The 22,667-nt window shown below is 53.6% G+C and carries 21 protein-coding genes and 1 riboswitch; of the genes, 16 read left to right on the top strand and 5 right to left on the bottom strand.

Annotated features, from left to right (window positions below; translation table 11 throughout):
• Window positions 1-32: 32 nt before the first annotated feature.
• A riboswitch (cyclic di-GMP riboswitch) is annotated at window positions 33-126 on the bottom strand.
• A 517-nt stretch (window positions 127-643) separates the two neighbouring features.
• Genes biuH through atzF form a run of 8 tightly spaced genes read left to right on the top strand, consistent with a single transcriptional unit; the run spans window position 644 to window position 8,951 of the window.
• Entirely contained in the window at window positions 644-1,327 is a 684-nt protein-coding gene (biuH, locus tag R50912_RS31375) for a biuret amidohydrolase (protein ID WP_042240618.1), read from the top strand.
• Window positions 1,328-1,381: 54 nt separating this feature from the next.
• Window positions 1,382-2,395, top strand: a complete 1,014-nt coding sequence (locus tag R50912_RS31370; RefSeq protein WP_042240615.1) for an ABC transporter substrate-binding protein — start codon at window positions 1,382-1,384, stop codon at window positions 2,393-2,395.
• Window positions 2,396-2,408: 13 nt separating this feature from the next.
• Window positions 2,409-3,218, top strand: a complete 810-nt coding sequence (locus R50912_RS31365) for an ABC transporter ATP-binding protein (RefSeq protein WP_052416788.1) — start codon at window positions 2,409-2,411, stop codon at window positions 3,216-3,218.
• A complete protein-coding gene (locus R50912_RS31360; RefSeq protein WP_042140360.1) occupies window positions 3,215-3,967 on the top strand; it encodes an ABC transporter permease in 753 nt (250 codons plus the stop codon). The genes R50912_RS31365 and R50912_RS31360 overlap by 4 nt, the downstream gene beginning before the upstream one ends.
• On the top strand, window positions 3,967-5,037 hold the full coding sequence (locus R50912_RS31355) for a cyanuric acid amidohydrolase (RefSeq protein ID WP_042240611.1): 1,071 nt from the start codon (window positions 3,967-3,969) through the stop codon (window positions 5,035-5,037). The genes R50912_RS31360 and R50912_RS31355 overlap by 1 nt, the downstream gene beginning before the upstream one ends.
• 52 nt (window positions 5,038-5,089) lie before the next feature.
• Complete coding sequence (locus R50912_RS31350) at window positions 5,090-5,521, top strand: cupin domain-containing protein (protein WP_042240609.1); 432 nt, start codon at window positions 5,090-5,092, stop codon at window positions 5,519-5,521.
• Between the two features lie 13 nt (window positions 5,522-5,534).
• Complete coding sequence (locus R50912_RS31345; protein WP_042240606.1) at window positions 5,535-7,172, top strand: PucR family transcriptional regulator; 1,638 nt, start codon at window positions 5,535-5,537, stop codon at window positions 7,170-7,172.
• Window positions 7,173-7,178: 6 nt separating this feature from the next.
• On the top strand, window positions 7,179-8,951 hold the full coding sequence (gene atzF, locus R50912_RS31340; RefSeq protein ID WP_042240603.1) for an allophanate hydrolase: 1,773 nt from the start codon (window positions 7,179-7,181) through the stop codon (window positions 8,949-8,951).
• Window positions 8,952-9,424: 473 nt separating this feature from the next.
• Here atzF and R50912_RS33745 read toward each other — a convergent pair whose 3' ends face one another.
• Window positions 9,425-10,525 (bottom strand): FUSC family protein, encoded by a 1,101-nt coding sequence (locus R50912_RS33745; RefSeq protein ID WP_052416787.1) that lies wholly within the window; start codon window positions 10,523-10,525, stop codon window positions 9,425-9,427.
• A 293-nt stretch (window positions 10,526-10,818) separates the two neighbouring features.
• On the opposite strand from R50912_RS33745, the gene R50912_RS31330 reads away from it, so the two are divergent.
• From R50912_RS31330 to R50912_RS31315, 4 genes are read left to right on the top strand one after another with little or no spacing between them, the layout of a single operon-like run.
• Window positions 10,819-11,943: an ABC transporter ATP-binding protein gene (locus R50912_RS31330; RefSeq protein WP_197073006.1), complete on the top strand. Its 1,125-nt coding sequence runs from the start codon at window positions 10,819-10,821 to the stop codon at window positions 11,941-11,943.
• Window positions 11,933-12,739, top strand: a complete 807-nt coding sequence (locus R50912_RS31325; RefSeq protein ID WP_042240600.1) for an ABC transporter permease — start codon at window positions 11,933-11,935, stop codon at window positions 12,737-12,739. The genes R50912_RS31330 and R50912_RS31325 overlap by 11 nt, the downstream gene beginning before the upstream one ends.
• Window positions 12,736-13,575, top strand: coding sequence for an ABC transporter permease (locus R50912_RS31320; RefSeq protein ID WP_042240597.1), 840 nt, complete (start codon window positions 12,736-12,738; stop codon window positions 13,573-13,575). The genes R50912_RS31325 and R50912_RS31320 overlap by 4 nt, the downstream gene beginning before the upstream one ends.
• Window positions 13,572-14,645, top strand: coding sequence for an ABC transporter substrate-binding protein (locus R50912_RS31315; RefSeq protein ID WP_042240594.1), 1,074 nt, complete (start codon window positions 13,572-13,574; stop codon window positions 14,643-14,645). Before R50912_RS31320 ends, R50912_RS31315 begins: the two co-directional genes overlap by 4 nt.
• A 1,014-nt stretch (window positions 14,646-15,659) precedes the next feature.
• Here the strand turns inward: R50912_RS31315 and R50912_RS31310 are convergent.
• The 4 genes from R50912_RS31310 to R50912_RS31295 form a co-directional block, all read right to left on the bottom strand.
• On the bottom strand, window positions 15,660-16,334 hold the full coding sequence (locus R50912_RS31310; RefSeq protein ID WP_042240591.1) for a hypothetical protein: 675 nt from the start codon (window positions 16,332-16,334) through the stop codon (window positions 15,660-15,662).
• A 135-nt stretch (window positions 16,335-16,469) separates the two neighbouring features.
• On the bottom strand, window positions 16,470-17,294 hold the full coding sequence (locus tag R50912_RS31305; protein ID WP_042240587.1) for a class I SAM-dependent methyltransferase: 825 nt from the start codon (window positions 17,292-17,294) through the stop codon (window positions 16,470-16,472).
• Between the two features lie 110 nt (window positions 17,295-17,404).
• Window positions 17,405-18,256: a 1,4-dihydroxy-6-naphtoate synthase gene (locus R50912_RS31300; protein ID WP_042140350.1), complete on the bottom strand. Its 852-nt coding sequence runs from the start codon at window positions 18,254-18,256 to the stop codon at window positions 17,405-17,407.
• Window positions 18,256-18,963, bottom strand: a complete 708-nt coding sequence (locus R50912_RS31295) for a futalosine hydrolase (protein ID WP_231637746.1) — start codon at window positions 18,961-18,963, stop codon at window positions 18,256-18,258. The genes R50912_RS31300 and R50912_RS31295 overlap by 1 nt, the downstream gene beginning before the upstream one ends.
• Window positions 18,964-19,365: 402 nt before the next feature.
• Here R50912_RS31295 and R50912_RS31290 point away from each other — a divergent pair, with 402 nt between their 5' ends.
• The 4 genes from R50912_RS31290 to R50912_RS33740 all read left to right on the top strand — a co-directional run bounded on the left by R50912_RS31290 (window position 19,366) and on the right by R50912_RS33740 (window position 22,666).
• On the top strand, window positions 19,366-20,055 hold the full coding sequence (locus R50912_RS31290) for a response regulator transcription factor (RefSeq protein ID WP_042240584.1): 690 nt from the start codon (window positions 19,366-19,368) through the stop codon (window positions 20,053-20,055).
• A 221-nt stretch (window positions 20,056-20,276) separates the two neighbouring features.
• The gene (locus R50912_RS31285; protein ID WP_042240581.1) at window positions 20,277-21,215 is read left to right on the top strand and encodes an ABC transporter ATP-binding protein; all 939 of its coding nucleotides are present in this window, start codon (window positions 20,277-20,279) and stop codon (window positions 21,213-21,215) included.
• The gene (locus R50912_RS31280; protein ID WP_042240579.1) at window positions 21,199-21,906 is read left to right on the top strand and encodes an ABC transporter permease; all 708 of its coding nucleotides are present in this window, start codon (window positions 21,199-21,201) and stop codon (window positions 21,904-21,906) included. The genes R50912_RS31285 and R50912_RS31280 overlap by 17 nt, the downstream gene beginning before the upstream one ends.
• 13 nt (window positions 21,907-21,919) lie before the next feature.
• Window positions 21,920-22,666, top strand: a complete 747-nt coding sequence (locus R50912_RS33740) for an ABC transporter permease (RefSeq protein WP_052416786.1) — start codon at window positions 21,920-21,922, stop codon at window positions 22,664-22,666.
• The last annotated feature ends 1 nt before the right edge of the window (window position 22,667 follow it).

Genomic DNA, 22,667 nt, shown 5'->3' with positions numbered 1-22,667 from the left:
TCTCCCGGTGACTGATGGCTTACGTGGTCTCTATTGGCAGCCTGGCGACCATAAATGCGGATTCTCTGCATTCTTAGGCCCATTGCTTTGCGTCCTACCCTTTCAGGAAGTTTGCCTTTAGAAATAGATCAATGATATACACTCAGCATGAGGCGATTTCAATCGACCGCAATCGACAAAAAAGGTCATAACTGGTTCCTGGGCTGTAGGAACTTCTGCAAACAAGCTTAATTCTAGTACTTAAGGAGCTATTTTTCAACTGTATTCTGCCAATCTATTAATAATCTTGAAATGTGCAGCTCTATATTGCTTGAAAAACTGGTTTCCCAGCGCTTACAGCTTATGGGAGAAGTCTGCTCTGCAAGAACAGCCGGATCTTTGAGCTGGAGAACGGACTGCTGCTGAGCTGCCTGCGTTGGGCGGCTTTTTTAATATATGAATGGGGTTAATTCGGGGTTTGCATGTTACTTTTATGTTATATATGTAGAATAACACAAACAATTAGCGCATTATTTCGTAATAAAAACGAAGACATTGCAAATTTGTTGTAATATAATCTAACAAACGGCAGGAAAGATGAAATTAATGTTAATAAACATAACATTAAATACATGCATTGAATTCTGGAAGGGGAGCATGAACCATGCAGATTACAGCAGCACCTTACACCTGGCCCTATGACGGCGTCCTTGATCCGGCGAAGACGGCACTGATGATTATCGACATGCAGACGGATTTTTGCGGCAAAGGCGGTTACGTGGAGCGAATGGGCTACGACCTCTCATTAACAGCCAGAGCGATTCAGCCGATTGGGCGGCTGCTGGCACGCATCCGGGAAATTAACGGATTCACCGTTATCCATACCCGGGAAGGCCATAAGCCGGATTTGTCCGATCTGCCGGCGAATAAACGGTGGCGGAGCAGACAGATCGGTGCTGAGATCGGCTCGGAAGGACCGGCGGGACGGATTCTCGTACGGGGTGAGCGCGGCTGGCAGATCATTGATGAACTGGCACCTATACCGGGAGAGCACATTATCGACAAGCCGGGTAAAGGCAGCTTTTATGCTACGGACCTGGATTTAATACTGAAGAATAAAGGGATTACCCATCTGATTCTGACCGGAATCACGACGGATGTCTGTGTACACACGACGATGCGCGAAGCCAATGACCGCGGTTATGAATGTCTGATCCTGGAGGATTGCACGGGCGCTACGGATTATGCCAATCACCTGGCAGCGTTGAATATGGTCAAAATGCAGGGCGGTGTCTTCGGCAGTGTGAGTGATTCGCAAGCGGTGCTTAAGGCGCTGGAGCAATTCTAAATACGAATTACGAATGACCAGTATTCCAAATAACATCATAACGGGGGAATCACCATGTGGAACAAGTCCAGAACCAAAGCGCTCATCCTGCTCACTTCACTAATGCTGCTCATTACGGCCTGCGGCAACAATTCGGATACCGGCAAGGCTGAGGGGCAGGGGGCGGAAGGCTCCGGTGAGCTTAAGAAGGTTGTTCTGAGGTTGAAGTGGATTCATCAGGCGCAGTTTGCCGGGTTCTATACCGCAGTTGAAAAGGGCTTCTATAAGGAGGCGGGGCTGGATGTCGAGATTCGGCCGGGAGGCTCGGATTTTCCGGCGGTACAGATGGTCGCTTCGGGCAGTGAGGAGTTCGGGGTAACCGGTGCTGATCAGATCATTATTGCCAGAGAAAAAGGCGTACCGGTTAAGGCGTTATCTGCGATATACCGCAAAACCCCGTTCGTAATGTTCACGCTTAAAGAATCCGGTATCACTACAATGGAAGATCTTGTCGGCCAAAAGGTGGGCATCAAGCTCGGCGGCAATGAAGAGCTGACCTTCCGTGCTATGGAGAAAAGCGCGGGCATCGAAACCTCGCAAATCGAAGAGATGCCGATCAAATATGATCTCAGCCCCTTGTTGACCGGCCAGGTCAAGGCATGGCCCGGATATGTAATTAATGAGGTGCTGGCTGTGCAGGAGCAGGGCAAGGAAGTTAATATTATCGACCCGAACGACTATGGCATCAATTTCTATGCCGATACCCTGTTTACCACGGAGTCTGTGATTGAGAAGAATCCGGAAATGGTCCGGAGTTTCGTACAGGCCTCTATGAAGGGCTGGGATTATGCGATGGAGCATCCTGAGGAAGCGGCAGAATTCGGCCTGAAATATGGAGAAAAGCTTGATCTTGCGCATGAAGTCAGCATGATGAAGGCCAGCATTCCGCTGCTTGAGCCGGAGAAGCTTCCACTCGGCTCGATGGATGAGGCGGCGTGGGAGACGCTGCAGCAGAATCTGATTGACCTGGACTTTGTGAAGAAGCAGCAGGACATCGGCTCATTGTTCACCAATGAGTACTTGAAATAAGGAGGGAACCGGTATGACAACAGCGATGAAAGAACAGATGGATTCCGCCCCTGTGAAGAATCCCGGTACCCGGGACACGATGCTCTCCTTGCACAATTGCTCTCTTTCCTTCGGCAATGTGCCTGTGCTTGATAATGTCAGTCTTGACGTATACCGCAATGAATTCATCTCCATTCTCGGACCGAGCGGCTGCGGGAAATCAACGACGCTGCGGCTGATGCTGCGGCTGCTAAGCCCGGAAGGAGGCGGGGAGGTTGCGTATTCCTCCCCGGATCTGTCGCTGGGCATGGTTTTTCAAAAGCCTGTCCTGATGCCATGGCTCAGTGCCCTGCAGAATGTCATGCTGCCCCTTGAGCTGGGCCCGAAGAAGAAATTCAGCAAAAAGGAAGCGCGTGAAAAGGCGGAAAGCGCCCTGCGGCTGGTCGGCCTGCAGGATTTCCAGAACCACTTCCCGCATCAGCTCAGCGGCGGAATGCAGCAGAGGGCGGCGATTGCCAGAGCCTTGGCCGCCGATCCGACCGTGCTGTTGATGGATGAGCCGTTCGGTGCGCTGGATGAACTGACCCGCGAGAAGCTGAACTTTGAGCTGCTGCGTCTGTGGGAGAGTCCGGAGACAAGTCTAAGCAGCATTGTAATGGTTACCCATTCCATTCAGGAATCCGTGCTTCTGTCGGACCGGGTGGTGATGATGTCACCCCGGCCGGCCGGGGTGACAGATATTATTCCGGTACCGCTGCCTTCACCGCGTCAAGCGGGAATGGAAGAGCTGCCGGAATTCCACCGGACCGTCAAGGAATTGAGAAAGCGGGTGAAGCATCTATGACAGCCAAACTCAAGGACAGCCTGTACCCGGTCACCTTTGCGCTCGGCTTCCTGATCTTGTGGGAGCTGGCCGTACGGCTCCTGTCGGTTCCAATGTATTTGCTGCCTTCTCCAACCCAGGTGGTCTCGGCCATCGACGGTTCGCTGTGGTCCCATACGCTGGTTACCCTGGGTGAATCCCTGACCGGGTTCATGCTCGCTAACATACTGGGCCTGATTACTGCGGTTATTTTTGTTCATTCCAAGCCGATCGAGAAGGGGATGTTCCCGCTCGCCATTGCCCTTAAGACTACACCGCTGGTTGCGCTGGCGCCGCTGCTTGTCGTGTGGCTGGGGACCGGATATACCTCGAAGGTCATCGCTTCAATGCTGATCTGCTTTTTCCCGATTCTGGTGAACAGTGTCAAAGGTCTTAAGGCGATTGAATACGAGGCCTGGGAGCTGTTCTCCACCTATAAAGGAACCAAAAGTGAAATCTTCTGGAAGCTGCGGCTGCCGACCAGTCTGCCTTATATCTTCTCCGCACTGAAAATCTCGACCTCGCTTGCCATTGTTGGAGCGATTGTCGGCGAATTTGTCGGGGCCAATAAGGGGCTGGGTTATGTGGTGCTTGTCTCCTCCTATCATATGGATACTCCGGTGATGTTCTCGGCCATTATTGCTTCGGCGCTGTGCGGCCTGCTGCTGTTCTGGTGTATCGGGCTGCTGGAGAAGAAGGTTATTTTCTGGACAAGGAGCGATGATCTGTGATGAAATGCTCGGTGATCAAAATCCCTGCAGGTGCGCCGAATGATATGTCCGGCCTGCAGGCGGCGATAGAAGAGGGGGTGCTGCGGCCCGAAGAGGTTGCAGCTGTACTGGGAAAGACCGAGGGGAACGGCTGTGTCAATGATTTCACGCGGGGCTATGCCGTTATGGCGCTGAAGGCGTTCTTCGCCGGGGTGTCTCAGGAACAGCGGCCTGCAGAAATATCCTATGTGATGTCCGGAGGGACGGAAGGTGTGCTCAGCCCGCATTTCACGGTAATTAGCCGCAGCGGCCAGGCAGAGACGGGCATAAATGCTGATGGTCTGAAGTCACTTGCGGTCGGTACTGCCAGAACACGGATCTTCCGGCCGGAGGAGCTGGGCCGGCTCAGCCAGGTGGACGCTGTGGCGGATGCCGTGGCCCGGGCGGTCCTGGATGCCGGAATCACCGTGAAAGCGGATGTGCATTTTGTGCAGATTAAATGCCCGCTGCTCACTGCAGAGCAGATATATGACGCGCACAGCCGTCAGGTATCGCTCGTTACAGAGGATACCTATAAATCCATGGGATATTCCAGGGGTGCATCCGCACTTGGGACTGCCGTTGCCCTGGGTGAAGTGGAGCGCTCGACCTTAAGTGAAGAAGATATATGCGTGAACTGGGATAAATTCAGTGCTGTGGCGTCTACTTCAGCCGGAAGTGAGCTTGCCTACTGCGAAGTGATTGTGTTCGGCAATTCGCTGTCTGCGGAAGGCCCGTATCACATCGACCATGCAGTCATGAAGGATGCTATTGACGGCGCAGCGCTGCAGGGCCTGCTGGACCGGTATCCCGGTGAGGAGCTGGTGCAGGTGCTGGCCAAAGCTGAAGCTGATCCGGACGGAGTCATCCGCGGACGGCGCCATATCATGCTGGATGATTCGGATATCAATCATACGCGGCATGCGCGGGCCGTGGTCGGAGGTGTACTGGCCTATGTCGGCGGCGATCCGATGATCTACGTATCCGGCGGAGGCGAGCACCAGGGGCCACAAGGCGGAGGGCCGGTAGCGGCTGTATTCCGCCGCAGATAGCGGGCTTTTTTCAACCTATACCTATAACTTATACATCATGGAGGAATGGATTATGCATACACAGGAAACGGAAGTGCTGACAGCGGCGGACATGACATGGGAGTTAATGCCGAATCATATTGAGCTGTACCACCGGGAGATCGTCTCGGCAGCGCAGGCGGACCGTCTGGGCATCCGGATGAGCTCCATTCTGTGGGAGAAGCTGGGCGTCGGCGGCCAGGTATTACCGCACCATCATGATGTGGTGGAGATTATTCATATCACTGTGGGGGAGGTCAAGCTGCTGTGCGAGGGTGAATGGTACAGCTACCGGGCCGGGGATACCTTCCATGTACCTGCGGGTGTAGTCCACTCCGTTGCGAATGCGGGTGATTCGCCGTCTGAGCAGATCAGTATTTTTGTGCCGGCCGAGGCGAATGTACCTGCGAACCATTTTTTTGGCACCACACTGATCGAGGATGTGTATTCTTCCAAGCTAAAGTAAAGGCGGCGGAGCTATGGGCAGCAATGTAATCACCGGATTGAACTGCAGCGATATCCTGCTGATTCCCGATCTGAAGGAAGCGGTGGTCCTGGCGGGAGCCGGAGGTCTTGGGCGTTACATTAACCGTGTCAATGTGATGGAGGTTCCCGATGTGATTGACTGGGTCCGTCCGGGAGAATTTCTGATTACCAGCGGCTTCCCCTTCCACGGTCAGCCGGAGCTCATCACCGAGATTATTCCCCAGCTGAACCAGAAGGGCGTATCCGCGCTTGGGATCAAGACAAAGCGTTATATCGACGAAATTCCGGCACGGGCGCTGGAGCTGGCGGATCAGCTTAATTTCCCGATCTTCGAGCTGCCGGCGGCTATCTCCTTCTCCGACGTTGTACGTGACATTATGGAACGGGTGCTCGTGCAGGAGGCCAGGGAGCTCTCCCAGCTGCAGAGCCGTTTCCAGAAGCTGTCCAAGCAGCTTCTGCATGGCGACGGCATCGAGGATTTCCTGCTGACGCTGGATGGTATGCTGCATAATCCGGTCGTGCTGCTGGATGATACCGATCAGGTCCTCTGTTCCCCGCAGGCAGAGGCGCTGGCGCTGGCAGAGCAGCTTCCGTTATGGATGCAGCTGCGCCAGGAGGGCAGTCTGGGGATTACCTTCCTGACGGTCGGAGAGCGGCGGATCCGCGCATATGTCTCGTCCGTCCATGACAAGGGGGTGGATCAATGCCTGCTGGTGCTGCTGGAGTGGAACCGCGAGCTGGCGGTTGTAGATCAGTTAACCATTGACCGGGTGGGTGTACTGGTCGGCCTGGAGATGATCAACGCCGGTGCCCGCCGGGAGGTTGAACTGAAGTATGTCGACCAGTTTCTGCAGGACTGGATCAGCGGCCGGATTGCCGCAGCTGAGGATTTGAAGCTGCGGGCCGAGGCCTGCGGCTGCCCGCTTCCTGAGCGCCCGCTGCGCGCCGTAACCGTCGGCTGGCTGGAGGAGAAGCCGGAGCTTAAGCAGCTGCAGCAAGCGGTGAAGCGGGTGCGGGCCCGGGGAGATCTTCAGCATGTGAAGCTTACGATCCTTGAAGGGGAATTGGTTCTGACGGTTCCGGAGCAGCCGGATATTCCATTGGAGGAAACGCTGGGACGACTGCTGGCTGAGATGAACCGGGTGTTTGCCAAGGAGAGCTGCGCCTTCTGCATCGGAGATCTTGCGGAAGGTCCCGACCAGGTACGCTTCAGCTATGAGTCCGCCCGCAAAATCGCCCGTATCTGCGAGGTCAGCGGTTACAGCGGGGCTTATGTGGATTACCGGAAGCTGGGTGTCTTCCGGCTGCTGTACCATTTGCCGGAGCTTGCGGAGATCAGCGGGTACAGGGACCAGTACATCGTTCCGCTGCTGGAGTATGACAGCAAGCATGGAGTGTCTCTCGTGCAGACACTCCAGTTGTATTTCAAGTGCAACCGCAACATCAAACGGACCTCAGCCGAGCTGTTCACCCACTATAATACGGTGACTTACCGGATAGAACGGGCCTGCGAGCTGCTGGGACTCAGCCAGAATGACGGTGACGATATGCTGGAGCTGCAGCTTGCACTCAAGCTGCACGAGATGAGCAGCGGCCGCAGGATACGTACGGAATCGCAGAGAAGGAGATGAAGCATCATGACGGCAACAACTGAATTTCCCGCCAAGCTGACCGCAGGCTGGCTGCGCGGGCAATATTTAAGCGGTGTGCTGGACCCGGAGGAGGTGGTCCGGGAGATCATCCGCCGCGCTGCACGCGACAAGGCAATGAACATCTGGATTGAGCCGCCTGCCGAGGCGCATATCCGTCCCTTTCTTGAGAGGCTCAGGGAGCTGGACCCGCAGAGCCATCCGCTGTGGGGCATTCCGTTCGCCGTTAAGGATAACATCGATGTTAAAGGACTGCCCACAACGGTAGCTTGTCCTGAATATGCTTATCAGCCGGATCATGACTCTTCGGTTGTCGCAAGATTGGTTGCTGCGGGAGCTATCCCTCTGGGCAAAAGCAATCTGGACCAGTTCGCCACCGGTCTCGTCGGTGTACGCAGCCCTTACGGCGAGACGCATAACGCCCTGCGCCCGGAATATATCAGCGGAGGCTCCAGCGCCGGATCCGCCGTGGCTGTTGCCCGTGGCCAGGCCGTGTTCAGCCTGGGCACCGATACCGCCGGCTCGGGCCGCGTGCCTGCTTCGCTGAACGGGCTGGTCGGCTATAAGCCCAGCCTCGGCGCCTGGCCGGTGCGCGGGGTAGTGCCCGCTTGTGCCAGCCTGGACTGCGTCACCGTGTTTGCGCACAATCTGGAGGATGCCCTCGCGGTGGACCGCGCAGCGCGCGGCTTCGATGAAGCCGACCCCTGGTCGCGTTCCGTGAAGCTGTGGCCCGCCGCTCTTCCGGCGAAGCTGCTGCTTCCGGAGTCTCCGCCGGAGTTCTATGGCCCCCATGCCGAAGAATACCGGGAGGCCTGGGGAAGGGCCGAAGCTGCCGTGCAGGCATTGGGGCTGCCGGTTGAACGGGTGGACTGTACGCTGTTCTCCAAAGCGGCAGCTATCTTGTACGAGGGTCCCTGGGTAGCCGAGCGCTGGGCCGGTCTGGGTGAGTTCGTGGAGAATCACCGTGAAGCTGTTCTGCCGGTGACGGAGTCCATCTTGTCTTCCGGGGCGGCCGGGCGCCATACGGCCGCAAGCCTGTTCCAGGCCATGCACCGGCTGCAGCGCTATAAGCGGGAAGCGGAGCTGCTGCTGAAGGATGCCGTGCTGGTGCTCCCGACCTGCGGCGGAACCTGGACCCGGGAGCAGGTTGCACGTAATCCGGTAGGGGCCAACTCCGATATGGGCCGCTATACCAACCACTGCAACCTGCTTGATCTGTCAGCCGTGGCGGTTCCTGCCGGGGATGCGGCGGCGGGCCTGCCGTTCGGCATCACGATGTTCGCTCTGGCGGACAGCGAGCATCTGCTGGCCGGAGCGGGCGCACAGCTTCTTGGAGAGAACGGTCCGCCGGAAGGTGCTGCTGATGAGACGGCATCTCCGGGTATGATGACACTGGCAGTCTGCGGTCTTCATATGCGAGGCTTCCCGCTGGAGAAGCAGATGCTGGAGCATGGTGCCCGGTTCTGGCGGGAGGCGCGGACGGCCCCGTGCTATGAATTGGTCAAGCTCCAGACCGTGCCGCCCAAGCCCGGCCTGCTCCGGCAGGCGGAGGGGGGAGGCTCTGTCGAGCTGGAGCTGTGGCGGATGCCGGCAGAGTCGCTGGGTGCGTTCGCATCGCTCATTCCTGCTCCGCTGGGCCTCGGGCGGGTGGTGCTCGAAGACGGCCGGGAAGTGACTGGCTTCATATGCGAAGGCTATGCCGCAGCCGGGGCCGAGAATATTACGGCATACGGGGGATGGAAAAATCTTCCTGTAAATTGAATAATGTCCTGTTGGAGCGCGCGAACGCCCCGCAAGCAGAAGTATTGCTTGCGGGGCGATTTGATATTCCTGACAAGCGGTGTAGATTCCAGGCTGTTCATGAGTTTTTTGATATTCCGGAAGAAGGCAAGATAATAATTACGCAGTCCCCGATTACGGTACATGCGGTATACTTAATTGCACTTTGTACAACTAATTCCCCTTATTTACAACCGATCATCCGTTTAGTTGTATTTCGTAGAATTACTCTGCTCTACATAGATTGGGTTTCACTCATTCGGGCAAATTTAGTTGTACAGACTACAGTTATCAGAGGCAAGCCATCCTTTTTGCTGTTATTAATTGTACAGAATACAACTATCACTGAATGTTCAACTGAATGTTCACTTCGATCTGAACTTCACATAATTGTTGAATTGTTGAATGGATCACTTGTACTAGCCCCCACCCCCAAAAAAAGGACGCTCCCCAGCTTATAGCTTATGGGAGAGTCCTTTTTGTATGAAACGTATAGCGCGCGCCGGTGCAGCCTTGGCGGGCTGCGCGCCAGCTGAGATTGCCGCATAATCAGCGCGTTCAATCTCTTCAAGAATCCGGTTCAGATGCGAGAACACCGCGCCAAGATCACGGAATGCGGCGAGCGGGCATTGACCCTGCAGCTCAGAGAACCAGGCCAGCTGCACATCACGGGCGCGGCGAAGGCTCTCGGGGAGCGAACGTCCGCATTCCGCATCCGACAGCGTCCGGGTACCATATAAGGCAATGCAGTCTGCCGTTGCCGTCACAACCTCTGTCATCCAGTCGGCTGCGGCATAATGGGCAGGAAGCAGGGAGAGCTCTTCGGAAATTCCTTTGACGTAGGAATGCACCCTGCTAAGATGGGAGGTAGCCTGTGACAGTGTACCGAGCTCTTTGCGGCACTGGTAATGGGAGAGCGTGAAGTGAAGCTCGTTCTGCAGTTGCTTACTCTTGCCAAGCAGTTCACCGGAAAGCTTAAGCGCGGTCAGTGCCTGGGCAGCATCCCGTCCGCCGGACGTCAGGCCGGTTAAGGCATCGGACAATGTCAGGCTGCCCCTCAGTGCCAAGTCCTTGACCTTGACGAACCCCTTGGGCGGAACGATAATCATATTTATAATTAAGGCAATCAGCACGCCGATCAGGGTCTCGGCGACTCTCCAGACGATGTACCCATCCTGATAGAAGGTGAGCGCCAGGACGGAAGTGACGCCAACCTGCGAAACGGCCTGGATATTAATCCGGCAGGCGGTGGCTACGCCTATACCGAGCAGCAGCATCAGCAGAATCGAGAGCGCACCAACATCGAAGAAGCGGCCCACGACCAGGCTGGCGATTCCGCCTAGCACAATACCGAGCAGCCGGTATGCCCCTTTTTCAAGCGAGGCTTTGACACTGCTCTGGGTGATAAGAATCGCCGCCAGCGGCGCAAAGTACAGATAACGGTCGCCATACAAGCTGTGTACCGCGAGCCAGGATAGTGATGCAGCAAGGGTAACACGTATCATATAAAGGGATAATCCGAACTTCTCAAGGCGGTCTTGTAACCCCTCGTTCATGGTAGTCATCTTCTTTCGCAAATGTAAGAAAAATTTTATGTTTTTCAGCCGTTTTCATTATAGCACCTCAAAACAGGCCACGCCGGGTCCATTTTTTACGAACTTGTTAAGTTTCTGTACTGCAATTAATAATGTAAGCTATCGCATATATCGAATGATTCCTATATGCTATATATATTGAAGTCTGTCGAACAAAGGGAGGAAATGTCACTTATCCGCGCTGAGGATGCTGCTTATGGATTGTCTCCCGCAATAAGCGGGTAAAATAGGTTGTACTACATAAGGTAGGGAGGTTGTTAGCTATAGCTACCCAGGAAGGCACTATTATTTCTTTTGATCAGGTTATTAAGCAATATGACGATGAAGAGGCTGTATTAAAAGGCGTGAGCTTCGAAATTGAACGTGGTAAATTCTATACACTGCTGGGCCCCTCGGGCTGCGGGAAAACGACCATTCTGCGTTTGATTGCCGGCTTCGCTGAGCCGACTGAAGGTTCCATTTATCTGAACGGCAAAATCATCAACCATATTCCCGCCAATGAGCGGCAGGTCAATACGGTATTCCAGGACTATGCGCTGTTTCCGCACCTGAACGTATTTGAGAATGTGGCTTTCGGACTGCGGATCAAGAAGCTTAAGAAGGATGTTATTAATCAAAAGGTGCAGGAGGCGCTGCGCTTCGTCAATCTGGTCGGCTATGACCAGCGGGCGATAAATGAGATGTCCGGGGGACAAAGACAGCGTGTCGCAATTGCGCGAGCGATTGTCAACGAGCCGCAGGTACTGCTGCTGGACGAGCCGTTGTCCGCGCTCGACCTGAAGCTGCGCACGGAGATGCAGTATATTCTGCGGGAAATGCAGCAGCGGCTGGGCATCACCTTCATCTTCGTTACCCATGACCAGGAAGAGGCGCTGGCGATGTCCGACTGGATCTTCGTCATGAACGGCGGAAAGATTGAGCAGAGCGGTACGCCTAATGATATTTACGATGAGCCGATCAACCGCTTCGTGGCGGATTTCATCGGCGAGTCGAACATCGTGCCGGGCGTAATGATTGAGGACTATGTAGTTGAATTTAACGGCCACCGGTTCGAGTGCGTCGATGCCGGCCTGAAGCCGAATGAGGCGGTGGAGATCGTCATCCGGCCGGAGGATCTGGAGATTGCCACAGTAGAAGCGGGAAAGCTGAAGGTGCGCGTGGATTCCCAGTTGTTCCGCGGGGTACATTATGAGATCAGCTGCTATGACGGCTCAGGCCATGAATGGCTGGTCCATTCCACCCGCAAGGCGGAGGTAGGCAGCGAAATCGGGCTGTATTTTGATCCGGAAGCGATCCATGTTATGCGTTTCGGCGAAACGGAGGAAGAGTTCGACAAACGTCTGGAGGCTTACGGCGAGGTGGAGAGCGATGAAGAGTAAGGGCAAGTCGTACTACCTCATCCCGTATTACCTGTGGATTGCGTTGTTTGTTATTGCACCGGTGCTGCTGGTTGTCTATTATTCCCTGTTCGATCTGGACGGGAAGCTGACGCTGGACAACTACGTCAATTTCTTCACGCCGGTATATATGAGAATGATGCTGAATTCCTTCTGGTATGCTTTTCTGATCACACTGTTCTCGCTCTTGGTGGCATACCCGGCTGCTTATCTGCTGACGCGCACGAAGCACAAGCAGCTGTGGCTGCTGCTGATTATTCTGCCGACATGGATCAATCTGTTGCTGAAGACATATGCCTTCATCGGTATCTTCGGCACCTTCGGCCCGGTCAACAATTTCTTTGATCTGGTGGGGCTCGGGGAGCAGCAGATCCTGTTCACAGGCTTCAGCTTTGTGTTTGTATCGGTCTATATTTTCATTCCATTCATGATCCTGCCGATCTTCAGTGCCCTGGATGAGATGAATCTGTCGCTGGTGGATGCTGCACGTGATTTGGGTGCCTCCGGGTGGACGACGTTCCGGCGGGTTGTGTTTCCGCTGACGATCTCCGGGGTCCGTTCCGGCGTTATGGCGGTATTCATTCCGGCGCTGTCGCTCTTCATGATTACACGACTGATTGCCGGCAACCGGGTCATTACACTCGGCACCGCGATTGAGCAGCATTTCCTGGTCACACAGGATTGGGGCATGGGCTCTACGGTAGCGGTATTCCTGATCGCCATTATGGCGCTGTTCATGATTCTTACGGGCAGCTCGCGGAAAGGGGTGCGCGGGTGAGAAACAAAAGCAAAAATAAAAACGGGATTGCCAATATCTATCTGGTGCTGGTCTTCCTTGTTCTGTATGCGCCGATTTTCTATCTGATGTACTACTCGTTCAACAGCGGCGGCACCATGCATGAATTCGAGGGCTTCACACTGGATTATTACCGTGAGGTCGTTGCTGATACCCGGCTAATGATTATTGTGATTAACACGCTGGTGATCGCGCTCCTGTCTTCGGCGATTGCGACACTGATTGCGATCATCGGAGCACTGGCAATCCAGCATGTCCGCAGCCGCCGGGCCAAGAACACGCTGCTCTCGCTGAATAATGTGCTGATTGTCAGCCCGGATGTGATTATCGGAGCCTCGTTCCTGATCCTGTTCACCATTGTCGGGATCAAGCTTGGCTTCACCTCCGTTCTGCTCTCGCATGTGGCGTTCAGTATTCCAATTGCCGTCATCATGATCCTGCCCCATCTGCAGGAGATGAGCCTGACACTGACTGACGCTGCCCGGGATCTCGGGGCTACGCGCCGCGATGTGCTTACGAAGGTAGTTCTGCCGATCATCAAGCCGGGGATTTTCAGCGGGTTCTTCATGGCGCTTACCTATTCCCTGGACGATTTCGCGGTAACCTTCTTCGTAACCGGTAATGGATATTCCACACTGTCGGTTGAAATCTATTCCCGGGCACGCCAAGGGGTCTCATTGTCGATTAATGCATTGTCGACGTTGATCTTCCTCTTCACGATTCTGCTTGTAGTAGGTTACTACTACCTTAACCAGCGGAAGAGCCGCCCGCCTATGCAGATTGCAGAACCGGTTGCCGAAGCGGGGGTGCCTAGATGAAACAGCTGGTAAATACGTTTCTGGCGATTCTGATCGTGGCATTCGGGCTGATGTTCCTGGCCTCCAGGCTGAACTCGGCCGAGGGCTATTCCGGCGGCAATACGCTGACGATCTACAACTGGGGTGATTACATCGATCCTGAGCTGCTGGAGCAGTTCCAGGAGGAGACCGGCATTACGGTGATCTACCAGACCTTTGACTCTAATGAGGCGATGCTGACCAAGGTTGAGCAGGGCGGTACGGTCTTCGATGTCGTGGTCCCTTCCGACTATGCCATTGCCAAGATGCGCGAAGAGAACCTGCTGCTGCCGCTGGATCACAGCAAGCTTCCGAATCTGGCCAATATCGGGTCCGAATTCATGGATCTGTCCTTTGATCCCGGTAACCTGTATTCGGTGCCTTATTTCTGGGGGACGGTAGGTATCATCTACAACCCCGAGATGACGGAGGGCATCGATTTCAGCAGTTGGGATTCGCTCTGGGATAAGCGGCTGGACAATAATATCTTCCTGGTCGATGGAGCACGCGAGGTGATGGGCATGGCGCTGAACAGTCTGCACAATTCCGTCAATGACAGGAATGAAGAGCATCTGCAGGAGGCGTTGGCCAAGCTGAACCGGCTGTCGCCGAATGTGAAGGCGATCGTCGGCGACGAGATCAAGATGCTGCTGGCGAACGAGGAGGCGGCTGTCGGAATCGTCTGGTCCGGCGATGCTTCGGAGATTATGGATGAGAACGACAAGCTGGATTACGTAGTGCCGGAGGAAGGCTCGAACATCTGGTTCGACAACATGGTCATTCCGCGCGGCGCAGCCAATATCGAAGGGGCACATAAGTTCATCAACTTCATGCTCCGCCCGGATGTGGCGGCGCAGAATACGGAATATGTCGGCTACTCTACGCCGAACGTTCCTGCCCTGAAGCTGCTGCCGGAGGACATCTCCGGCGACGAGCGCTTCTACCCGCCCGCCGAGATCACAGACCGGCTGGAGGTCTACGATAACCTCGGTAAGCGGATGCTTGCCCATTATAACGAGCTGTTCCTGAAGTTTAAGATGAATAAGAAGTAGGTTGCCGGTCATTGAGTGCCCGCATGCGGAGGTTTCGCATGCGGGTGTTTTTTTGCTGGGGAAGGGTAGGGGGAGCTTCTGCAGAGCGGGATGGCTGGCAGGATGGGATAGATGGATGGGGCTGGAGGGATAAGGCTAGAGGGAGGGGGAGAAGGGTGAGGCTGGAGGGCTAAGGCTAGAGGGATGAAGCTGGGTGCTAGGGCTTGAGGGAGAGAAGGGGGAAGCTGGAGGGATAAGGCTAGAGGGATTGGGCTAGAAGGGTGAAGTTGGAGGGAGAGGAAGGGGGGAGGCTGGGGCTAGAGGGATTGAAGAGAAAGAGTTAGCTGGAGGGCTGAGGCTAGAGGAAGGGGGAGTAGGACGAAGCTAAGGATGAGATTAAAGGGAGGGTGAGAAGGATGAAGCCGGAAGGCTAGGGTCAGAGGGGTTGGCTAGACGGGCGAAGCTGAAGGCTAGGGTCAGAGCACTGGTGAGGGGCATGACTTGTTGGAGAATTGTATGGCCCTCACCGGCTACTGAGGCAATAGAGGCAGTATTAGTTGGATTTTCTACACTTGCTGGTGAACGAATGAACCCTGCGAATGCAGCAGGTGGATAAACAGCACTTAAATTATTACATTTCACCCCACGTAGCTGAAACCACCCCAATTAGTTGCTGTTTTTCCACTTGCTTGCCCACGATCCAACGAAATCGATAAATTAAGATACCTTTTTCCACTTACTGTTACAGCAGTTGATTCGCGGCACTACAGCCTACAGCCAGCAGCGGGTTCAACGATCCACCTGAACGTTGCTGGCGGTTCTGGTTAAAGCTCAGCGTACTTTTCGGATACATGTTACTGGGCAAACGTCGAGCGGACAAAGTATAGTGGAGATCCACTTGTGTTGCAATGTTCATCTACGTCAGTGTATGGCCCGCAACGGGTCGCATTAATGCTGGTCCGCAGCCCCAGCCCGCAGCCGTTACATTAAATTTGGTCTGCTGCGGAAACGCAAGTAGATTGCTCCGTATGCAGATTAATTAATATATTCAAGCACACTGCGCTTCAGCTCATACCGTGCGGTCCGTTCCTGATTACTGGTGGGGACGGGAAGAAGCCAGCCTTTGTCAGCCAGGTTGTGTAACGTCCGGACTGCGGTTCTGTAATCGACAGAGAAATGTTCCTTCACATCCTGTGGGCGGATGGGCCGGGCCAGATGGATAATCAGCCGGATTACCTCCTGCTCCATTAGCTGTACACGTGACACAGGTGCCTCGGCAGGCTGATATCTGCCCAGTACGAGCCGCAGCAGGGTCATACAAAGCTCAGGGCGCTGCTCAACATCATCGTACGCGAATGAAATCACATGATAGCCCATGGCGTACAGGAACGTTTCCCGGTTAAGTTCGCCGCAGTATTTAGTCCGGTCCATATCGCGTACATGTGAGGCATAGCCTTTGATCTCGATGAGCAGCTTCACGTATCCCGGTAACCAGGCGAAATCTGCAAAATAAGATCTTCCCCGCCAGTCCATGACTTCATACTCCGGATGAAGTCCGCCAAAGTGGCCCCGCAGAGGCCACCAGATGTTCCTCAGGAACAGAACCTCGGCATGCCGGTGCCCCCGATCCAATCGTGCCCGGCGTTCTCCTTCAGGTCTGCTGCCCAGATGTCCGTTGATAAACTGCAGATGTGCTTCTTCAAATGTCATGATTCTCAAGCCTCCCCGGAAAATAGAAAACGCCCCGGCACCCTCGCTGAGGGCAACCGGGACGTTCTTCGTCTCGCTGTTATTAAGTATAGGTGAAAAGCTTGGATAAGGCTAGAATGACAGCATGAAAAGCTTTTATTTCACGCCGATCCGCATCCGGTAGCTAATCAGCACCTGCAATGTCCGGCCTCGGAAGTAGTTCTTAACCTCTGCCGAGAACTCGGCAATCTCTTGCTCAAGTGAGGCCGGGCTAAGCTTCAGGACAGTCTGTATCCCGCCTTGGCTGAGGGCCAATCCGATATAGCGCTCTGCATCGCAGGCTTCTGTGTTGTGAAAAACAATTTCTCGCGCGTAAGTGAAACATCCGCTGGCATTGATCCGGCCCAGATGTCCTTCCTTATCCCACTTGCGGGCCTGATCCGAATCAGGCTGGAGCTCCTTAAGCAGGGCGTCTGAAGTGGCAATCAGCCTGTTGTAACGGGCTTCAATAGCAGGGTTCAGTACCAGAGGCCAATCGCAGTCATAGGCTGCGAACACTCCGCCGGGACGCAGACAGCGGGAGATTTCCTGAAGTGTGCTGGCCGGGTCCATCCAGTGGAATGACTGCGAGCAGGTGATGATGTCGACGCCCTCTGAGGCGAAGGGAAGCTGATTGGAGTAGCCTTGGATAAAAGACAAAACCTGCGCCCCGTTGTCCAGGCGATTCAGCTTCTCCTGCGCTTTGCCCAGCATATCCGGGTTAGGCTCCACTCCGGTTACGGAGTCGGCGGCGTCTTTCCACAGGAAGGTGGACAGACCGGTGCCGCAGCCTATATCAGCGACCACGGCCGGACGGCGGCCCAGGTAATTACTCAGCAGCTCAATAACCAGCGGCGGCGCTTCGGGCCGGTAACGGTCGTATTCATCCTGATATCCCAAGAAGCGGTCAATATTAGGCTTGCTGTTACCTGCAGGAATCATAGGAATCAGCCTCCATATGAGTTGTGTTTGTGCTTTATCATAGATAGTCCAAGCGGTGATATCAAGAAGCCGGATAAACATAGGCGGATAAAAAGCAACCAGCTTCTGAGTTAGCGCAGCAGCTCCGGATCAATGACAGGCACGAGACCCTCGGCAGCGGCGCGGGTCAGCAGGGCAGAGATTGCCGCGTAGCCGTCCTCGCCCAGGTTCATCGTGAACTCGTTGACGTAAAGATCAATATGCGATTTGGCTACTTCCGGGGAGAGCTCCTGGGCGTGGCTCAGGACATATTCCTGGCAGTCCAGGGGATGATCCCAGGCATACTGCAAAGAGCTGCGGATCCAGCCGGTAATGGACTCGTGGTCCAGATCCCGGCGGGCGATGATCGCGCCGAGCGGAATAGGCAGGCCGGTGTCGCTTTCCCACCAGCTGCCGAGGTCAGTCAGCAGATTAAGGTTATAGGACGGGTAAGTGAAGCGTGCTTCATGAATGACCAGCCCGGCATCAATCGTGCCATTCTGTACAGCAGGCATAATTTCATCGAAGGGCATGACGACGATCTCGGCCGGGCCGTCCGGCACCTGCTGCGCGGCCCACAGCCGGAAGAGCAGGTAGGCGGTGGAGCGCTCGCTTGGCACTGCAATTCTGCGGCCGGATAGCTGACGAGGATGTTTGATCGCGCCTGCACCCTTGCGCGTAAGTACGAGCGGGCCGCAGCCCCGTCCAAGTGCACCGCCGCATGGCAGCAGCTTGTACTTATCCAGCACCCAGGGAAGCGCGGCGTAGGAGATCTTAAGCACTTCCGGACCGGCACCGTCTGCCGCGAGTCCGTTGGTGATATCAATATCGGCAAAGGTCACCTCCAGCTTGGGTGCATCCGGCACCAGCCCGTGCGCCCAGGCATGAAATACGAAGGTATCGTTGGGACATGGAGAAAAAGCAATATGAAGTTCGGTTGTCATTACAGCACCTCCAGTAGAATAGCCGCTGCCGCTGTGAGGGCATCCAGGGCTTCTTTGATCTTCCACGCGGCCCGGTCGCGCGGGCCGACCGGGTTCGAGACCGCGCGCAGCTCCAGCGCTGCGATCCCCAAGGCATGGGCGGCCACGGCGACCCCGTGGCCTTCCATCGCTTCCGCCGCCGCCTGCGGATGGCGCGCGGCAAGCTCCGCGGCCGTCCCGGCGGTGCCGGTCGCGGTCGACACGGTAAGCACGGTGCCCGTGCTTACCGTGAGCCCGGCCGCTGCCAGCGCGGCCGCAAGGGCCTGGACCGTGCCGCCCGGCGCAGGCACGGACACGCTGCCGAAGCCGAGCTCGGCAGCGCTGCGGAAGCCCTCCGGCGTCTCTGCGCCGAGGGCCGCGTCAAGCATCTCGCTGGCGACGACCAGCGAGCCTACGGGTGCACGGCCGGGGAAGCCGCCGCCGATCCCGGCGCTGATGACGCAGCCGTAGGAGCCGGCTGCCAGAGCGGCGGCGGTGCCCGCCGCAGCCGCAGCGGTGCCGGCTCCCGCTGCGATGACATGGAACCTGCGGCTGCCCTGCAGGCCGCGCAGGACGGCATCCCGCTCGGCTGCGACAGCGGTTACGATCAGCACGCGCGCCGCGCGTGCTTCTTGCGCTGCAACAAGGTCCGCGGCGGTCTGCGAATTCAACTCAACCTTCGCTTCCATAATCTGCCTCCCTTTATATGTTTGTATCTAAAGATCTTCGATAAAACCGCTTGCCGGGATTCTGTTCCTTCAATTCATCTTTACCTTTGAAAGTCTACGCCGTTTCTGAGAACAGGTCAAATTCGCAGGGGGTGTTCTAACGGAATCTCCAGACGTGTATAACGGCAGATACAAATGCTATTCCGAACAGTATTTCTTTGGCTATCGGACTGGAAAATATTGATCTTATGTTGAAAAAAATGTGTTCTATGCGCAAAGATATAACAGGATGTTGATAATCGTTTTTTCAAGAATAAGTGTTAAAATAAAGGATAAGAGGAAAAAATATACGTAAAAATTCCATGAGTCCGAGATTGGCCGGATTTGTGAGCAGTGAATGCAGGTATATAAGGATGTGGAAAATTGGAGCATATACTGATAGTTGAGGATGAGAAAGAAATTAACGGTCTGCTTCGCTGCTTCATATCGGAACACGGTTATTTGACTACTTCTGCGTATAACGGATTAGAGGCCCTGCAACTTATTCAAAGAGAATCTTATGATCTGATTCTGCTAGACCTGATGCTGCCGTATAAGAGCGGAGATCAGCTTCTGTGTGAATTACGGGAACATTCTGCAGTACCAGTGATTGTGATCTCAGCCAAGGATACAACGCAAACCAAAATTGAGCTTTTACGGATCGGGGCAGATGATTATATCACTAAACCTTTTGATCTCGATGAGACCCTTGCGCGGATAGAAAGTAATTTACGGCGGAATAAAATGAACCAGGATACTGCGGGAAACAGATGTTTAACCTATCAGGATATTCAGCTCGATGAGATGAAGCATAATGTAGAGGTTAAGGGTCGCGAGCTTGCGCTTACAGCCAAAGAATATGGAATTCTTGAACTGCTTATGAAACATCCGGAGAAAATATACTCTAAAGCCAATCTATTCAAAAGCATCTGGAATGAAGAATATATGAGTGAAGACAATACACTAAATGTTCATATTAGCAATATACGCAATAAGCTGAAGGCAGCCAGTCCGGATAAGTTATACATAGAAACCGTTTGGGGAATAGGCTACCGCTTGTATAAAACAGACTAGAACCGGTTGATTATTATATGCCTTATTATGAAGGAACCGTTTGCTCATGGCGCAAGCGGCTCTTCCTGTTGGGAGCAAAAGCTCGCATGAACCATAACTTTAAGAATTCTTTAAAGAGATCCCGGAGGAAATTAAGAATTTCTTTAAGATTACCTCTTACTATAGTCAGTAACGGTAAATATATACTTAATGCTTAACCGTAGAACTGGAGCGTGACAGACATGAGTGACATCATCCTTACGACCAACAATCTCACCAAGAAATATAATCATACATTGGCCTTGGATAATATTAATCTGAACATTGAAAGAGGAAAGATGTATGGCTTCATTGGTCAAAATGGGGCTGGGAAAACAACGCTGATCCGCCTTATTGTAGGGTTATCCTTTCCGACAAGCGGCGAGTTGTACCTGTTCGGCAAGACAGGGAAGCAGGCGCTGCAAGAGCAGCGTAAACGGATCGGCTGTATGGTTGAAACGCCTGCTCTATATCCCAATATGACTGCTGTGCAGAATCTGGAAGTCCAGCGGATTCAGCGGGGAATACCCGATCGGCATGTTATCAGGGAGACGCTGGAGCTGGTCGGTCTGGATGATCATCTTACTGGCAGAAAAGCGGTCCGTAATTTTTCTCTGGGAATGCGCCAGCGGCTGGGTATTGCGATTGCCTTGCTGCATGACCCTGAACTGCTTATTTTAGATGAGCCGATTAATGGGCTAGACCCCATGGGGATCGCCGAAATGCGGATCTTGCTGAAACGCTTAAATGCGGAACGCGGGACCACGATATTGATATCGAGCCATATCCTTAACGAGCTTTATCAGACGGTGTCGCAGTATATCCTTATTAATCAAGGTGTCCTGATTGAAGAATTAACACAAAGCCAGCTGAATGAGAAGTGCAAACGCCATATTGCGCTGCAGACCAATCATGTAGAGAATGCCCTGCTTGCTTTAGAAAACCGGCTGCATATCAAAGATTATCAGGTTATGCCTGACGGAACCATTAAGCTGTATGATCACTTGGATGACATGGAAGGCATCTCGTCCACATTAATGAAGGAAGGCGTCCTGATTACGGGGATGACAATGGCTGGAGATACTCTGGAAAGTTACTTCCTCGACCGTATTGGAGGAGAGAAGCATGCATTGTCTCATTAAAGCAGAAATTTACAAGCTGGTGCATGACCGGAGCTTTTTTATCCTTTTGGCTTTGTCTATAGTACTGGGCGGCTTCCTTATGCTGGATCAAGGAAAACTTACCGGATATGAGAGTGTATTTGCGTCCTTGTATAATGCACCTATATTAATGCTGCTGACATGTGTATTTGGGGCGCTCTACATTGGAAAGGATTTTGCAGACCACACGCTGCATCACATGATTTGCGCTGGGCATTCACGGAACCATGTATTTCTTAGCAAAACGATCCTATTTGTAGCGGGGTCGAACATGATTTTACTCCTGCAGCCGATCCTTAGTATCGCTCTTAATGCCGGTATTTACGGGTGGGGGCACCAATCTTTCGGGTCAGATCTGAAGGAGATAATAAAATTATTTCTTACAACAGCCGTATTGAATGCGGCTATGTGCGGAATCTCCCTACTGGCGGCATTCATATGTAAAGATGTTGGTAAAACCTTATCCATTCCAGCGCTGTTTTATTTTTTGACCATATTCCTGTTAAACGGCCCGAACGCGAAAGAAATTGCGCGGTTTATTCCCCTGGGGCAGCTGAGACTGTTAATCGGGGATTCTTCATCGACAGGAGCGGCTCTGCTGGTCGGAATAATTTTATTAGGCTGCTTCTGCGTAGCGGCCGGCAGGATTTTTAACCATTCGGAACTTTATTAAAGGGGGGGATGCCATGAATAATCTTATGCAGATGGAATGGTACCGCATAAAGTACAATAAATTTTTTGTCGGCTGTGCGCTGCTGAGTATCATTTACGGACTATTTGCCAGCAAAAGCTATATTGCCGATTTGACCACACATAAAGACGCTATAGGGATTTTCTATGCCATGGTTTATGACTCCACTGTCTGGCTTGTATTGTTCTCTGCTATCGTGGCTCTGATGATCGGTCATGATTTCACTAACCGCACGATTCACCTGGAGGTTGTAGCAGGTCATTCCAGAATAAAAATCTTCTTCAGCAAATGTCTTATCTATTTAGCCGTGTTTAACCTCTTAATGCTGCTGGGTCCGGTGGTGGGTAGCATAAGAATGTCTTTTCAGCTGGGCTGGGGAGATTCATGGAATCATGATGCTTTGTATATCCTGCGGGTAATCCTGTTTTCGTTATTGCTGAACAGCGCAGTATTTTCAGTCTGTATATTTTTTGCCTTCATATTCAAGGATTCTGCTAAAACGGTATCTGTATCGATGATTGTTCTGTTTATCAGCGCTATGTGTATCGCCTATGCCGGGCCGATGGGCTGGTATGATGTTGTACCGTGGCTGCGGTTTCTGCCGATGAATCAAATTAGAGCATCTTTAGCCTATTCTCTCTCCCTGGTCCAGGCGACAGAGATTGCACTTTCCGGGATAGTGTACCTGCTGTTGTTCATCGCACTTTCATTTCAGAGGTTCAATACTTGTGAACTCAAATAGG

It is taken from the genome of Paenibacillus sp. FSL R5-0912 (assembly GCF_000758605.1).
GTDB lineage: Bacteria > Bacillota > Bacilli > Paenibacillales > Paenibacillaceae > Paenibacillus_AQ.
The sequence above is the reverse complement of the archived record's forward strand: the minus strand, read 5'-3'. Positions and strand labels throughout refer to the sequence as shown.

What these genes read in the sequence shown, in the direction of transcription:
- biuH (WP_042240618.1), top strand. Translation starts at nt 644, where the DNA reads ATGCAGATTACAGCAGCACCTTACACCTGGCCCTATGACGGCGTCCTT.
- R50912_RS31370 (WP_042240615.1), top strand. Translation starts at nt 1,382, where the DNA reads ATGTGGAACAAGTCCAGAACCAAAGCGCTCATCCTGCTCACTTCACTA.
- R50912_RS31365 (WP_052416788.1), top strand. Translation starts at nt 2,409, where the DNA reads ATGACAACAGCGATGAAAGAACAGATGGATTCCGCCCCTGTGAAGAAT.
- R50912_RS31360 (WP_042140360.1), top strand. Translation starts at nt 3,215, where the DNA reads ATGACAGCCAAACTCAAGGACAGCCTGTACCCGGTCACCTTTGCGCTC.
- R50912_RS31355 (WP_042240611.1), top strand. Translation starts at nt 3,967, where the DNA reads ATGAAATGCTCGGTGATCAAAATCCCTGCAGGTGCGCCGAATGATATG.
- R50912_RS31350 (WP_042240609.1), top strand. Translation starts at nt 5,090, where the DNA reads ATGCATACACAGGAAACGGAAGTGCTGACAGCGGCGGACATGACATGG.
- R50912_RS31345 (WP_042240606.1), top strand. Translation starts at nt 5,535, where the DNA reads ATGGGCAGCAATGTAATCACCGGATTGAACTGCAGCGATATCCTGCTG.
- atzF (WP_042240603.1), top strand. Translation starts at nt 7,179, where the DNA reads ATGACGGCAACAACTGAATTTCCCGCCAAGCTGACCGCAGGCTGGCTG.
- R50912_RS33745 (WP_052416787.1), bottom strand. Translation starts at nt 10,525, where the DNA reads ATGAACGAGGGGTTACAAGACCGCCTTGAGAAGTTCGGATTATCCCTT.
- R50912_RS31325 (WP_042240600.1), top strand. Translation starts at nt 11,933, where the DNA reads ATGAAGAGTAAGGGCAAGTCGTACTACCTCATCCCGTATTACCTGTGG.
- R50912_RS31315 (WP_042240594.1), top strand. Translation starts at nt 13,572, where the DNA reads ATGAAACAGCTGGTAAATACGTTTCTGGCGATTCTGATCGTGGCATTC.
- R50912_RS31310 (WP_042240591.1), bottom strand. Translation starts at nt 16,334, where the DNA reads ATGACATTTGAAGAAGCACATCTGCAGTTTATCAACGGACATCTGGGC.
- R50912_RS31305 (WP_042240587.1), bottom strand. Translation starts at nt 17,294, where the DNA reads ATGATTCCTGCAGGTAACAGCAAGCCTAATATTGACCGCTTCTTGGGA.
- R50912_RS31300 (WP_042140350.1), bottom strand. Translation starts at nt 18,256, where the DNA reads ATGACAACCGAACTTCATATTGCTTTTTCTCCATGTCCCAACGATACC.
- R50912_RS31295 (WP_231637746.1), bottom strand. Translation starts at nt 18,963, where the DNA reads ATGGAAGCGAAGGTTGAGTTGAATTCGCAGACCGCCGCGGACCTTGTT.
- R50912_RS31285 (WP_042240581.1), top strand. Translation starts at nt 20,277, where the DNA reads ATGAGTGACATCATCCTTACGACCAACAATCTCACCAAGAAATATAAT.
- R50912_RS31280 (WP_042240579.1), top strand. Translation starts at nt 21,199, where the DNA reads ATGCATTGTCTCATTAAAGCAGAAATTTACAAGCTGGTGCATGACCGG.
- R50912_RS33740 (WP_052416786.1), top strand. Translation starts at nt 21,920, where the DNA reads ATGAATAATCTTATGCAGATGGAATGGTACCGCATAAAGTACAATAAA.